The organism is Paenibacillus sp. FW101-FHT12H11 (assembly GCF_058790355.1).
Genome location: NZ_JBYTCO010000004.1, coordinates 653312 through 667675, shown reverse-complemented (window position 1 = coordinate 667675; position 14364 = coordinate 653312). Strand labels below are relative to the sequence as shown.

Below are 14364 nucleotides of genomic sequence, written 5' to 3'. Positions count from 1 at the left end.
GCCAACGGGGCCAGGTCCAAAGTTTATATTAAAAAAGGGGGTCTTGTTTATTATAATACCCCACATATATTAGAGGACTGTAACAGAAATATTCCAATTGTGTTACAAAAAAATGGTTTTATGACGAACCGCCTTTTGATCATGCCAAATTTGTACATACTACAGAAGAAAATCCAGAGGAGAGGAGTTTGCCAGATAACCATGAAGATGAACGGGAACATCCAAGAAGCCATCGTGGAACAAATCAAACAGCAGGCTGTTCCTCTTAACACGCCAGATGATCTAGATGATCTTATTGAGGCCATCGGAGATAAGAAATATGTGCTGTTGGGCGAGGCAACGCATGGTACATCCGAGTTTTATAAATTGCGAACGGAGTTAACTCGCAAGCTTGTACAAACGAAAGGTTTCTCCTTTATTGCCGTCGAAGGCGACTGGCCTTCCTGTTACGAGGTCAACCGTTATGTCAAGCAGTATAAAGATGCAAAAGCAAACACGCGTGAAGTATTAGAAGGATTTAACCGTTGGCCGACTTGGATGTGGGCCAATGAGGAAGTCGGCCAACTTGTCGATTGGCTCCAGCAGCACAATGAAGATAAACCTATGGATCAGCGCGTAGGCTTCTATGGTCTCGACGTCTATAGCTTGTGGGAGTCCTTCGAAGAAATACAACGTTATTTGCTGGAAAAAGGCACGCCGGAGCAGCTCGCGATCGCACGTTCAGCATTCGCCTGTTTTGACTCCTATGATCAGGAGGGGCAAAACTATGGCGCTTCCGCAGCTTTCTACGGAGAAAGCTGCAAAGACGAGGTCGTGAAGCTACTGCAAGAGCTTCACGTGAAGCGCGTGCGGTACGACGAAGACAGCGAAGCGGCCCTTAGCGCGGAACTCAACGCGCTTGTTGCCGTGAACGCGGAGGACTACTACCGCACCATGGTCCGCCACGACGCGGAATCGTGGAACATCCGCGATCGACACATGACCGAGGCGCTGCGCCGCCTCGTGCAGTACCATGGCCCAGACGCCAAGGTCATCGTCTGGGAGCATAACACGCACATCGGCGATGCGCGTGCAACGGATATGCTGGCCGACGGCATGGTGAACGTCGGCCAGCTCGTGCGCGAAGCGCACGGCGAAGCCGATGTGTTCGCCATCGGCTTCGGCACTTACCGCGGCACGGTTCTAGCCGCGAAAGATTGGGGCGCGCCGGTGGCGGCGATGCACGTGCCCGCTGCCCAACCGGGCAGCTGGGAGGAGCTCATGCACCGCGCCGGCGCGCGCGATCAGATCCTCCTGCTGCGCAGGGAGGATCCGGTTCTCGGGCACGAGGTGCTGGGGCACCGTGCCATCGGGGTCGTGTACCGCCAAGCCTATGAACGCGGGAACTACGTTCCCTCGGTGATGGCGCGGCGGTACGACGCCTTCGTGCATGTGGATGAAAGCCATGCGCTTCATCCGCTTACCATCGAAAAAGTGCTCGTGTGAATTCGCACGAGCACTTTTTCTTGTTTTTCCCACAAAAATCGCCCGATTATTGCCCAGGAAATTCTGATCTCGCCTCTTTGTATGGTAAAATATGTAGTTAATAACGTATTTCAACCTAGGAGTTTTATTATGATTCGTTCATTAGCGGTTACGACTGATTTTACCGTACATCACGATGTTCCTCTTCGCCAGCTCGATGACCCCAAGTTTAAGTGGTATTGGGTCGATTTTCACAATCCCAGTGAAGAAGAAGCGTTGGAGCTCAAAGACCATTTTCATTTTCACCCATTGGCTATTGAAGACTGTTTCTATTTGCTGCAAAGACCGAAAATGGACCATTATGAAAATGTCCATTTCTTTGTCATGCATGCGATGAATGCGAAGACGCTGGATGCAGAAGAAGTGGATATGTTTCTGGGGAGCAACTTTATCGTCACCTTCCATCAGCATGAGTCCAGAGAAATTGAGGATGCCTGGTGCCGTCTGTCCGAGCAAGAAAATCTGCGAAGTGAAGGCCATATTTATGCCGCCTACTTAGTGCTCGACAACTTGGTTGATCAGTATTTTCCCAGTGTTTATCAATTAGAGGATCAGCTGGATGAAATCGAAAACAATGTGCACTCCGAGTCCATTGAAGTGCTCATGAATGATATTTTTGAAATTCGCTCCAAGTTGTTAAAAATACGCCGGACCATCGTGCCTATGCGCGATCTTCTATATAGGGTCATCAATACCGATCGGATTGAACAATTTCGTGAGCACATTGTATTTTTTACGGACATTCACGATCATTTGCTCAAGCTTTCCGAGATGATTGAATCCAACCGCGACATGACAGCCGATATGCGTGACAGCTACATCTCCTTGAATTCCAATCGCATGAATTCGATTATGAAAACATTGACGGTGATAACCACGATCTTCATGCCCTTGACATTCATTGCCGGCATATATGGGATGAATTTTGCTCACATGCCCGAATTAGAATGGCATTGGGGGTATTTTGCCATCCTCCTCATCATGTTCGGCATAGGGCTTGGCATGTTCGCCTGGTTCTGGAAAAAAGGCTGGTTTAAGTAGCTTATCTCATAAAAAGGAGTCGGATGGTAAATGAGCAAAATACTTATTGTTGATGATGATGCGCACATTCGCGAGCTGATGAGCCTCTTTCTACAGAATGAAGGCTTCGATATTATAGAAGCGGAGAACGGAGAGCAGGCAATCTCTATTCTGGAAAATACGGTCGTTGAACTTGTCATTCTTGATATTATGATGCCACTGGTGGATGGTTGGGATTTGTGCAAAGAAATCCGAAAGCGAGAACCTCATATACTCCTTCTAATGGTGACGGCCAAGGGGGAATCGACGCATAAAGTAAAGGGCTTCCAGCTAGGGACAGACGATTATTTGGCGAAGCCGTTCGATCCGGTGGAGCTTGTGCTGCGCATCAAAGCACTGTTGAAGCGATCCCGGATCTCATCCTCCAAGGTCATACAATTGGGTGAGGTACTGCTAAATCTGGGTACCTACAAAGTCGTTCGCGGGAATGAGGAACAAGCCCTTCCTCTAAAAGAGTTCGAGTTACTGTTCAAGCTGGCCAGCTACCCTGGCCAAATTTTCACACGAGAGCAGCTGATCACTCAAATTTGGGGAATGGACTATGAAGGCGATGACAGGACCGTCGATGTGCACATCAAGAGGCTGCGGCAGAGATTCGCCAGCGATATCAAACACTTTTACATTGAAACGGCGCGTGGTCTCGGATACAGACTTGTGGTTGTGGCAGGATGAAAAGCTTATATGTACGCATAGTGCTCACTTTTTTAGCTGCGATTGTAATCGGCTTAATCTCCTCTTTTATTATCGGAATTGCTATATTTCAAAAAGAGTTAAACGAGTTGGGACAAAACGACATGATCAAAGTAAGCGACAACATCGTCGAACTTTATAAACAAACACAGCCTCAAGATCTGGAAGCATTCATGGAAAAAGCATCCCAGTTAACGGTGTACCCGATTCAACTCTTTACTGCCTCAGGCGAAAAGAAACTATATGGCTCAGACAATAAAGAGCAGTTCATTGCGATTGACAAGGAACCCGTCCAACAGGTGCTGGAAGGCACACGATACCGATCGAAGGTTAAATCAGAAGGGGACTTGTATGTCGGGCTTCCGTTTGCGTTTGAAGGTAAGAACTATGCCCTCTTCTTGCAATCTTCCACCAAAAATGAAAAGGCCGTAATCCGGTTGTTGATCACTATTCTGTTTCTTGTGCTTGTTATAGGAAGCTTATGTATTCTGATTGCCGCCCGATTCTTGGTGAGGCCCCTTAAACTATTGACTAAAGCAACCAAAAGGCTCGCTAAGGGCGATTTTGATGTGGAATTGAAGCTTAAGCGAAAAGACGAACTAGGGATTCTTGCCCGAAGTTTCAACGAGACGGCCCGTGAGCTAAAACAGTTGGAGACGATGCGACAGGACTTTGTCTCCAATGTTTCCCATGAGATACAATCGCCGTTAACGTCCATCTCGGGTTTTGCGAAGGCACTAAAGCTCGACCATCTGGTAACAGCGGAGAAACGCGGACGGTATTTGGACATCATTCTGAAGGAAAGCGATAGGCTGTCACGGCTTAGCGATAATCTACTCAAGCTTGCTTCTCTTGAATCCAAGCATCATCCTTTTGTAGCAAAAACATTTAACCTTGATGAGCAAATCCGACAGGTCGTTGTTTCCTGCGAGCCGCTTTGGTCTGTCAAACATATTCGGATCGACCTGAAGCTGCCCATAGGCGCGAAAATTACGGCAGATGCCGATCAACTCAATCAAGTGTGGATTAACCTGCTTGGAAACAGCATCAAATTCACGCCTGACAATGGGACAATTTGCATCGAACTCCTCGCAAACAGCCATTCGTATACCGTTATCATAAAAGATTCAGGGATTGGTATGACGCCTGAGGAATTAAATCAAATCTTCGTACGGTTTTACAAAACGGATAGATCTCGCAACAGTCCGGGAAGTGGTCTAGGTCTCGCAATTGTTAAGCAAATTGTCCTGCATCATCATGGAACCATTGAAGTAGAAAGCACAGTCGGACAAGGGACGAAGTTCACTCTGCATATTCCTAGTACTCCGCCAAACACGCTTTCAACAAAAGCCGGTACCTGATGGTGCCGGTATTTGTGGCGTTCACGCCCCGTTCATATTTCTTTTCTAATCTTGAGAATCAACGCAAGCCTCAGATGAAGGAGCTGGAACATGAGCATGATTGGAGATTTATTGGGTTCATTGAAGTGGTTCACTGCTTATGAACTGCTGTTATTTGCTATCATTTTAACTGTGTTAGTCTGGTATGCCGTGCCTATTCAAACATATGTCAGATGGTTCGATTTTTTGCATGTTGAGCTGATTTATGCGATTCAAGCTATGGAGAACATGAACTAAAGCTATCCGGCGTACCAGTACAGACCGTACTCCGTCATTACAGAGGCATGTCCCATTTGGCGCAGCATCGCTGTAATATTTCCCCGGTGATAGGTGCCGTGATTGACCACTTGAAGAAGCATTTCCGCACGGCTGGTTTCCCGCACCCCTGCATAAGGATTATCCAGCACAATCGTTTCCTCCAAAGATGCTTGCTTATCCAAGTAGGCTTTGAACCTCTCCGATAATTGAACATACATTATTTCAAGCTCCTCCATGCTCTTGGACTCTGCATCAGCCGTCAACTGAACCGAATCCGTCATGGCTTCATTCATGCTTTTACCTTGCATCATGTCTAACCAACCGGCATCCACAACATAGATGTGTGCGATCACCTTCGACACCGTAGGAAAAACACTTTGAATCTCGCGTGTGTACACATCTTTTCCTAACTTTTTCAAGTGGGTCAACATCGTTTGATTCGCCCATACATGGAAATCGTACATGTTCCGTATTTGCTGCGTCATAAGTATCTCTCCTTTGGCTCAAGGCCATTTCTCATTGTTACCATAATCATACAGGAGGATCCCTGACAGCATACTGTCAGTTATTAGTTCAGAAAATTGTTTTATTTTTCCTGTTTTAAATTTTCGTGATAGACTAGAAAGTATCCTGCTTCATGTTTCATATAGTCAGGCTGCGAATAAAAAACATAGGATGAATAAGGGACGGTGATGGCAAATGTCCGGGATTAAACCCAACATGGATACCCGATCAGCAGAAGCTTTCTTGCAGCAGTTTTTGAACAAACCCGTGACCGATGTGCGGCCGATTGAGCAAGGCGAAGTGAGCAAGGTGTTCAGCTACGCTCAGCACGATGAGGAATTTATCATTCATTTTAACAGTGGCCGTGAAGGGTTTGTCAGAGAGCGTTATGTGCATGACATATTTTCACCCCAGGGTCTGCCGGTTCCTTGTGTTCTGGAGATTGGCCGTGCGAACGAAGAGCTATACTTTTCCATTGCCGAAAAGGTACCGGGACGTACCATCATCTCCTATCCGGAAGCCGAAATTAGGATGATTCTTCCTGATCTCCTCCACCATTTTAAAATTATGAATGAAGTTCAGCTTGGTGAAACCAAAGGGTATGGCTGGATTCAACCTTCGGGAGACGGCACTCACGAGAGTTGGCCTGATTTCCTGGCTTCCTTTTTTCGGGAAGAGCAGACGGGCTTTTGGCATAACTGGTATACGTTATTTACGGACACTTTCTTGGAAAAGGATGTTTTTCAACGCTTATATGACATCATGATGGAGTTGTCGACCTATTCACCGCTGCAGCGATATCTCGTGCACGGCGATTTCCATCTGGGGAATATGCTGACGGACGGGCATCGTGTTACGGGCATCGTCGACTGGGAAATGGCCTTCTATGGCGATTTCGTGTTCGACTTGGCGACACAGCATCTCTGGACGCCACAGCTGCAAATTCCAGAAATGGTGCGCAGCGCTTGGGCCCGCGAGGGGCGAGACATTCCGCATTTCGAGGAGCGGTTGAAGTGTGCGCTGCTTTTTAAAGGCGTGGACGGTCTACGTTTTTATGCTAAAAAAGGCGATCGGAACGCGTACGATAGTGTGAAGGCGGAGCTTTTGCGGCTGGTGGATTGAGAGTAGTGGTCGTCGAAAGTGCCTATATGAAAAGATAGCTGCCTGTTTGCGTTAGTAAATCAAGCAGCTATCGAATTCTTCAGGAGGTTTCGTTCTGGCTGAAAAAAGCGCCTCTCGATCTTGGCTTAGAAACTCCAACGTATCCATCGCTTTACGCAAAGTCGGCTCGTTCATCGCTAGCTCCTCCCATCGTTCCTTCTGTACACCCTTTAAGAACAGCAGCCATTTAACCAACTTATTGTTCATAGCCGTTTTTTGTTGCTCTAATTTCGGCAGCTCCAGAAAATGAATCTCGATTAAGTCCGTCAGTACGATACCTGTATGATCTTCTCTCATATGGAACACGTTATGGAATCGATCGTTATCTACGTATGCAAAATTTACAATATTGATGGCTATTGTCTTGCGCAAGTCTTTGTACGGCTTGCCCTCCGTCAACTGCGCTGCAAACATTTTGCTCCAGTAGTAGAGTGTTCGCTTTTCCATATCGTATCGATTGAACAGCTGAATTTCGATATTGACTAGCTTGCCATCCACAGTTTTAGCATGAATATCCAGAATCGACTGCTTATCATCTAGCGCTAGCTTGTCAATGTAAGGATTTAGAATTTCTATGTCAGTCAGCGGCGGTTCACCGCTGTTCATGAAGGTTGCATTGAGGAATGCAATCAAAATATCTTTATTTTCAACACTGCCAAAAATTCGCTTGAACAAAAACAACTACAAACCCACTCTAATAATCGACAACTCTTTCGACTTTACAGTCCCCTGAATAAGGTCATACCCCTCCAGCTGGTCCATCTGCACCAGAAGATCATCCCACAGCTCTGTTACACTCGTAATTCCCAAGCTTGCGCTTTTCAACAAATCCCCACGAATCTCTTCATCGGTATCATTATAAATTGTATAAATAATGCTCGTACCATCATCGGACGGGAAAGCATTGCAGAACAATCCACTCTGTAGTGTCGGATACAACGGAACAGGATTTGAGCTTTGGTAGTTCGCCTTATGCTCCCGCCAGACGTGCTTCCACTTCTTAATGGCTGCCTGCTGAAGTTTGTTATAGGGCAGCCAACTGCCAAAAACATCCTGCCAGACCAGTATGCCAGTACCATTAAAGATAGCCCGTTTGATGAGCAAATCCTTGCGAATGCCTACATGCCAACGCGAAATAATCGGCGAGAAATGCTCGGTCATCACATATCGGAAGATATCGGTTTCCGGCATCGATTCCTTATTTTTGAACTGGTTCCACGAACCCGTAATGATTTCAATTTGATGTTTCTTTTTCGGTCGCCCTTCAGAACAGAACACGAAGTCAGGTTTGATTTCATGAACGGCATCACGGAAACTGTCAGGAACACTGTCCATGGTGTCTAGGAATACACCGTCAATATTCGTTTCTCTTACGATCTCCACGATACTCAGGGTGGACTGTTTCACCGACTCGTCAAAGCCAATATCCCAAGGTTTAAAAGGTAAAAATACTTTTACGCCGCGCTGGTGGAATTGCTCAACCGTTTTTGTCAATCCCGGCATGCCGCCAGGAAACTCCCCGAAAAACTCCCACTGATTTCTACTGTCAACCCCAAGCCGCGGATATTGATGCCATAGCAGCACGGAATCGTACCCTCCGAATGCTTCACCTTGCTGAAGCAAACGTTCCACATCGATCTGATTCTTCTCAAAATCATACACTTCTTTGCTGAATATATACGTAAAATGCTGCAGGAACATATCTTTATACCATTTTAATTCCGGCCGCTCATACTCTTTAAAAGATATCGGCTTACGAGCATTCTGCCTCCAACTTGTGAAGAACTCCACCCACCCGCGTTCGATCGCCGAGAACTTGATTTCCATGACATCCGCTGGCACCGGATCAGGACGAAGCAGCAAACGATGATGTTTAAGCTCTGCAAGAGATGTGATTTGTTTTAAATCCATGTTGCGGTTTTGCACCCAGATAAACCAATGTTCGTTCACATTGGGGAACTCCAAGCTGAAACCGTGCTGCTGGTTGGGGTGAAAAATACCGAGCGGCATCGTAAACTCAACGTGCATCTGCATCATGCTGCTGCCATCTCGCTTCGCTTGCGGGTTAGACGGAAAATAGTAATGATTCGGCTGCTCTTCGTCCCATCTAAGGTTCGCCAGGAATGGCATGTGTAAGTAAACTTCCTTCGGCCCCATTTCATCCCATTTGGCGCCAAGCTGAATCAAGTATGAAATCGATTGATTTTCCAGATGATGCAGGAAAATGACTTTGGCCATTAATTCATCCTGCCCGCATCGAATCGATAGTGAAACAGATACCAGTTCTTCCGTTTGATCACCACCCGACTCCATTCCCGTAATAAGCCACTGGCTGCAAGGAAGCAGGTGCCCGCCTTCAAGCTCCATCGTGAACAGTTCATCTTCTCCAGCCGTCAGGTCAGCCCGCTGCGGGATGGCACTATGAAACACTTGATGCAAAGAGAGATGACCGTCATGCTGGATGGCAAACCCCATCTTCTCATTTTTTATTGTCGTGATGTGAGTGGCTTTATCGCTCAAAATCATCGTGTCACCTCGTAAACACAGCGGAAACCAACGGTTTCACAGCGGTTTAATCCTTCGTTCAGCAGTTGGAATTTCAAATGATAATCTGTCGGATGTGGACCGCCCTCCGCATGCCATGTATGCGGCGCTTTATAGTAGGATCCTCCCCGCAAAAAGGTGAATTTGTGCTGCTCATCGTTTACGGTATCCTCCATCCATTCCCAGGTATTACCGGTCAGATCGACACAACCATAAGGGCTAATGCTTCCGGCGAAAGCATCGACCGGCATCGTATCCGAACCGGAAGAATGGCACTTCTCGGCATGAAAGTGATCGCCCCACGGCCACTTTAATTTCTGGCTGCCTCCTGCCGCGAGCTGCCATTCCGTCTCCTTCGGAAGCCTTCCGCCTTTCCATTTGGCATAAGCTCTCGCATCCTCTTGGCTGACCCAGATGACCGGATGATTCCCTTTGCCCTGAGGGATGCCGTTTTCTTGCCAATGCTTGATGAAGTTGTGACTGTCCTCCGGATAATAACCGCTTTCATCCAGAAACTGTTTGTACTGCTCATTCGTAACAGGGTATTTGTCTATATAGAAAGCCTCTACCGTAACCAGAAAGGGGCCGTGATCACACTGGCAATCCCCTTCCATGATGCGATGTTGAACACGATAAATGTACGACGTTTCCGGAATGAACACCCGATTGTCATCTCCAGTATGAAAATCCATTGCTTTCACCTCTCTATTCATGGGTAAAAAGTGGGGCTTGCGCCCCACTTGCCGTCTGTTGTTTATTTAATCGTTTTGTTTGCGTATTCTGTCATTTCTTTACCGCCTGCTGCGTTCCACTCTTGAACAAACTTATCGAAATCCGCCGCGCTTTTCTTGCCCGTTACGAGATCTGCTGCAAACTCTTTGTACTTGGCAGAGGCAGCATCCCACTTGGCAGCGAGTTCAGCAGGAATCACAAAGCTGTTGTCTTTGGTCGACATGGAAGCGAACATTTGCAGAGATTTACTTGCCGGCTCAGAGAAATATGGTGTTGCGGAATCAAACTCTTTATCCGGTTTGAAGTTCACTGTTGACTCTACAAAGTGCGGGAACCACGCGGCAAATTTGTCCGTTAATTTGATTTTGTTATTGACGATTTGGTATTCGTCGCCTTCAACGCCCAGCTTATCCAGCATCTGACCTTTTTGGCCCGCCATATATTCCAGTACCGCAAAGGCCATTTCTTTGTTCTTGGATGTCTTGGCGATGGCAAAACCGCGACTTTCTTTACTGATATCAACCGGGGTATATCCTTGCGCTTTCCCTTTCGCCGGCGGCAATGTCATGACTTTGGCGGCCGCACCATTTTGACTAATTGATTTGTTATTGTAGATGTCGATTACCTTGCCTTGCGTACCTGCCATGATAGCGGCTTGACCATCATAGAAGGCTTTCTCTTTCGTGTCCCACTTCTTGGTCAGGAACTCAGGATCCAGCAAGCCGTCTTTGTACAATTTTGCGTAAAATAAGAGCTTATCTTTTTCAAACTGTGTTGTTTTACCGTAAGCATATTTACCGTCGTCCCCTTTGATCCATGTGGATGTCAGGCCGAAGGATTGACCGAACATGACATCAAGCTCATCGAGTGTCCCGGCCACCGTGTAGGCGTATTTAGCACCGCTTTTCTCCTTCAAGTCTTTGAAGAAGGCATAATAGTTGTCGCTTGTCGGATTGGCAAGCAGGTCTTTGCCCGATGCGGTTTTATCAAACCAATCCTGGCGAACCACAGGTACAGCGCTATTCGGAGGCGAAAGCCACAGCAGATATGGATAGTTCTTCATTCTTTCTTGGTTATAAACATTCATCGATGCCTTCACGTTCGTCGACTTATCGATAAAAGGCGTCAAATCTTCCAGAATTTTTTGCGTTACAGCAAACTGGTAGTCGCCGCCTTGGAAGTAAATAAGGTCAGGAATATTACCGCTTTGCAGCAGCAGGCCCAGCTTCTCCGAGTAGGTCCCGCTTTGAACAGGAACAATTTTCAGCTTAATGTTTTTGCCTTCCGCTTTCATTCCTTCTTCGATGCCTTTCACCAGCTTCTGAACGCCGGGGTCATCTCCCATTAAATCTTTCGCTGCGATGGAGAGAGTGATCGGTTCTTTACTCGCACTCGCATCCCCTGCGCTTGTTGCTGCCGGAGCGGACGTTGGAGCTGCTGTGTTGCTGGAAGACTTGCCGCCGCCGCTGGAACATGCGGTTGTTACAACCATTAAAGCCGAGACCACCATGAAAAGTGCCTTTTTCATTCTATTTCCTCCCTTTTTTTCTTTCTATTATTCTTTGAAGCCGTCTTCCATACTTCATTCATATCGTAGTCGTGCCTGCCAGTAGAAGAATGGGAACCGGAACGAGAATCATCATTGATTTTCCTTTAGCTTGTAGCGCTTACAATTCAGTTAAAGCGATTACATGAACAAATTTGGGTAATTGGATGATCCAATTAGTAGAGACGGATAACTTTCATCCGTTTTTTGCTATTTCAATTGAATATTTTGTTTGACCTGCTTCAAGTGGTACAGCAATGTTTCTTTGGCTTTAAGCGGATCTCTCTCTTTTATCGCCTGGAAAATGTTAAAATGCTCCCTGTACACTTCATTTCTGCGACCAGGTATCTCAACCGTCTTCGTAGCCGTTCTTTTCAACAAATCCATGTTAAGATCGATGAGATTCACCAGCACCACATTATGTGTAGCCTTAGCTATGGATAGATGGAATGCTTGGTCTGGAGAAACGGGATCATCCGATTCTGTGTCAATAGTACCCCATTTTTCGAGAGCGCTTTCAATTTCTAGAATATCCTGCTCGGATGCTCGCAAGGCTGCCAATTCCACGATACCGGTTTCAAAAATTTCTCTGGCCTCCAGCAACTCAATAATCGTAGCTCTCTCAATATTATCGAGGATTCTCGTTTTATCTTCCGCTTTGCTGAGGTTCTTGTTAAGAAAACGGCCGCCGCCGGGACGAGTTTCAATCAGCCCTTCTCGTTCGAGAATTCGGAACGCTTCACGCAAAGTTCCCCGGCTGATCCCAAATGCTTGGGCAAGCTCTCTTTCCGTAGGCAAAACGTCTCCAGGCGCAAGGTTGCCTTCAAGAATCAGTTTTTCGATCTGCTCGATGACATCCTCATACACTCTGTGGTACTTGATTTTCTTTATTGTCATGATGAGTACCTTCCGTCTGGCAATATGCTGAGAATTGGATCATCCAATTACCCACACTTTTATAGTAGTAAGTAGCTCAGATTGTGTCAACAGTTATTTTGGGGAACTACAGTCCGGTACTACGTCATATTTCCTCGATTTCGGCTAAATTCAAAAAAATAATATAAAATGTCGCCATTATAAATAATTCCATATATTGACATTACCAATAATTAGCAATAATATTATTAATGTATTATATTAATCTAATTTGTGGAAATAGGTGGTGATTAATAGAGTAATATTTTATAAGTCTTGTTTATGAAGAACGCCATTTTTTCAGTTTATCTATTTAAGCCAAAGTTGAGGAGAGTTGCGAATTATGAAATTAAAGAAAAGTGTAATGTTACTCAGTATAGCATCTATGGTTTCGGCATTTAGTTTTAACAGTGCCTTTGCCGCTACAACAAAACAATGTGATAATGATCCCTCTGCAAGCGGTTGTTCGATGACACTGTTCCCTTCTGGTTCTTCTCATTGGTCTTATGGAACTGGTTCTGGATTAAATTCAGATTACCGAATAAATTCAACAAGCAATTCTGGGGAGATATACGGATGGGGAGTGACTGGAGTTACCAAAGGTGGTTCAACAACGGTCAAAGCTTACTTAGCTAACTCAAATTTCACAAACAGAAGCGCAGATTACTATTATGGTTGGGCAAGACTCTCCACCTATATCACACTAACAACTTCATTCGATCAATTTAATGCTTCAAGTGGTTGGAATACTGTTGGTAGTACATCTGTGTCTGGAACTGGAACCTACACGGCTTACGTTGATTTATCTTCAGATGGGACTAGTAGTACGAATACTGGCGCTGATGGAATTCAAATAGTTTCACCATAAAAAAAATAAAACAGGAGTGAAAATATGAAAAAGAAATTTCTTCTAATCGGTGGTCTAGGGGCTATAATGTTGGTTTCTGCAGTAAGTTACGCATTTGCTTCAACAAACTCGGAACACGTAACTGGCACTTTATCAAATACAGAAAATTCCACAAACGAACAAAGTTCCACCTCAGTTTCCACTACTGCCACTGATACTGCTAGTGACTTGGTTATTCCGACTTATGCAAGTATAAAGGATCGAATGCTTAATGCAATTGATAACTATAAACACGTAAAAGGTTCATATCACTCTATTTTGAAACCTATTAATGAAGATCAAATAGTTGAATTCGAAATCTCTGAGGAAAAGAATCCTGGCAGTTATATTAAAATTACCGATAAAAAAGCGGGTAAAGATATTGAAACAAAATTCGAAGGCGAAGGGTTTATTACATTAGATAATAAAAATAAAAATTACGAGGTAGGATACACTGGGGAAATTCTTAATATTAAACCAGAGGGCCCTCGCCATTACAAGGATGAAGAAGGTAACGCAAATTACATTTATCGAAATGACCCTGCTTTTGCACAAAGTAATGACATCACCTTCCCGCAAAAATATGCGTTTTGGTTAAATGATGAAACGCAAAATTATAAAATTGTCGGAGAAGAAACATTATTAGATCGGAAAGTTGTTGTAATTGAAGGAACTTTAGATTCATTCCTTGCAAAGAAGCATCAAGCAACAAACTTCAAGTTTTGGGTCGATTCCGAGACAGGGATACTTTTAAAATTACAAGAAACCAATGAAAAGAAAGAGATTATGAATAGTATTGAGATTTTGGATATTAAAATTAATTCAGGAGTAGATAGAGCGAGGTTTAAAGTTGAAGAACCGATAGGGTACAAAAACATTTCGAAAGATCTGTCTAAGCAAGACAGGGTTCCTGAAAAAAGTCAAAAAAAATAATTACATAGTGAGGAGCCTGGAAAAGATCGTAGGAAATCCTTATACAAATAACTAATTTTGAGTTTTTCATTTCCCCAAAAAATACAAAGAGCCCTACAAGCCATTTTCTTTATCTTGGTCGAATAACCATCCATTCGACGGTAAAGAAAAAATGGCAAAATAGGGCCTCTTTGTATTGTATGGCTCAAACT

13 protein-coding genes and 1 pseudogene are annotated in these 14364 nt (G+C 45.0%); 8 read left to right on the top strand and 6 right to left on the bottom strand.

Features of this window, described 5'->3' with window-relative positions:
• The first annotated feature begins 201 nt into the window (after positions 1 to 201).
• The 5 genes from AC3WTJ_RS16505 to AC3WTJ_RS16485 all read left to right on the top strand — a co-directional run bounded on the left by AC3WTJ_RS16505 (position 202) and on the right by AC3WTJ_RS16485 (position 4931).
• Positions 202 to 1485 (top strand): erythromycin esterase family protein, encoded by a 1284-nt coding sequence (locus AC3WTJ_RS16505; RefSeq protein WP_492522674.1) that lies wholly within the window; start codon positions 202 to 204, stop codon positions 1483 to 1485.
• 129 nt (positions 1486 to 1614) lie between these two features.
• A complete protein-coding gene (gene corA, locus AC3WTJ_RS16500) occupies positions 1615 to 2565 on the top strand; it encodes a magnesium/cobalt transporter CorA (protein WP_492522673.1) in 951 nt (316 codons plus the stop codon).
• Between the two features lie 30 nt (positions 2566 to 2595).
• The gene (locus tag AC3WTJ_RS16495) at positions 2596 to 3276 is read left to right on the top strand and encodes a response regulator transcription factor (protein WP_492522672.1); all 681 of its coding nucleotides are present in this window, start codon (positions 2596 to 2598) and stop codon (positions 3274 to 3276) included.
• Entirely contained in the window at positions 3273 to 4655 is a 1383-nt protein-coding gene (locus AC3WTJ_RS16490) for a sensor histidine kinase (RefSeq protein WP_492522671.1), read from the top strand. Before AC3WTJ_RS16495 ends, AC3WTJ_RS16490 begins: the two co-directional genes overlap by 4 nt.
• 90 nt (positions 4656 to 4745) lie before the next feature.
• Positions 4746 to 4931: a hypothetical protein gene (locus AC3WTJ_RS16485; protein ID WP_492522670.1), complete on the top strand. Its 186-nt coding sequence runs from the start codon at positions 4746 to 4748 to the stop codon at positions 4929 to 4931.
• A 2-nt stretch (positions 4932 to 4933) separates the two neighbouring features.
• Here AC3WTJ_RS16485 and AC3WTJ_RS16480 read toward each other — a convergent pair whose 3' ends face one another.
• Positions 4934 to 5437: a DinB family protein gene (locus AC3WTJ_RS16480; RefSeq protein WP_492522669.1), complete on the bottom strand. Its 504-nt coding sequence runs from the start codon at positions 5435 to 5437 to the stop codon at positions 4934 to 4936.
• A gap of 235 nt (positions 5438 to 5672) precedes the next feature.
• On the opposite strand from AC3WTJ_RS16480, the gene AC3WTJ_RS16475 reads away from it, so the two are divergent.
• Positions 5673 to 6578, top strand: a complete 906-nt coding sequence (locus AC3WTJ_RS16475) for a phosphotransferase family protein (protein ID WP_492522668.1) — start codon at positions 5673 to 5675, stop codon at positions 6576 to 6578.
• 87 nt (positions 6579 to 6665) lie between these two features.
• On the opposite strand, the pseudogene AC3WTJ_RS16470 reads toward AC3WTJ_RS16475, so the two are convergent.
• The 5 genes and pseudogenes from AC3WTJ_RS16470 to AC3WTJ_RS16450 all read right to left on the bottom strand — a co-directional run.
• Positions 6666 to 7298, bottom strand: a pseudogene (locus tag AC3WTJ_RS16470) (Rpn family recombination-promoting nuclease/putative transposase); the annotation flags it as partial.
• Positions 7299 to 9143, bottom strand: coding sequence for a hypothetical protein (locus AC3WTJ_RS16465; protein ID WP_492522667.1), 1845 nt, complete (start codon positions 9141 to 9143; stop codon positions 7299 to 7301).
• Positions 9140 to 9853: a formylglycine-generating enzyme family protein gene (locus AC3WTJ_RS16460; RefSeq protein ID WP_492522666.1), complete on the bottom strand. Its 714-nt coding sequence runs from the start codon at positions 9851 to 9853 to the stop codon at positions 9140 to 9142. Before AC3WTJ_RS16460 ends, AC3WTJ_RS16465 begins: the two co-directional genes overlap by 4 nt.
• Before the next feature lie 62 nt (positions 9854 to 9915).
• Positions 9916 to 11421, bottom strand: a complete 1506-nt coding sequence (locus AC3WTJ_RS16455; RefSeq protein WP_492522665.1) for an extracellular solute-binding protein — start codon at positions 11419 to 11421, stop codon at positions 9916 to 9918.
• 228 nt (positions 11422 to 11649) lie between these two features.
• Positions 11650 to 12336: a FadR/GntR family transcriptional regulator gene (locus AC3WTJ_RS16450; RefSeq protein ID WP_492522664.1), complete on the bottom strand. Its 687-nt coding sequence runs from the start codon at positions 12334 to 12336 to the stop codon at positions 11650 to 11652.
• Between the two features lie 361 nt (positions 12337 to 12697).
• Between AC3WTJ_RS16450 and AC3WTJ_RS16445 the strand changes: the two genes are divergently transcribed.
• Together AC3WTJ_RS16445 and AC3WTJ_RS16440 are read left to right on the top strand one after the other, a co-directional pair.
• Positions 12698 to 13222 (top strand): hypothetical protein, encoded by a 525-nt coding sequence (locus AC3WTJ_RS16445; RefSeq protein WP_492522663.1) that lies wholly within the window; start codon positions 12698 to 12700, stop codon positions 13220 to 13222.
• Positions 13223 to 13246: 24 nt separating this feature from the next.
• A complete protein-coding gene (locus AC3WTJ_RS16440) occupies positions 13247 to 14173 on the top strand; it encodes a hypothetical protein (RefSeq protein ID WP_492522662.1) in 927 nt (308 codons plus the stop codon).
• Positions 14174 to 14364: the final 191 nt, after the last annotated feature.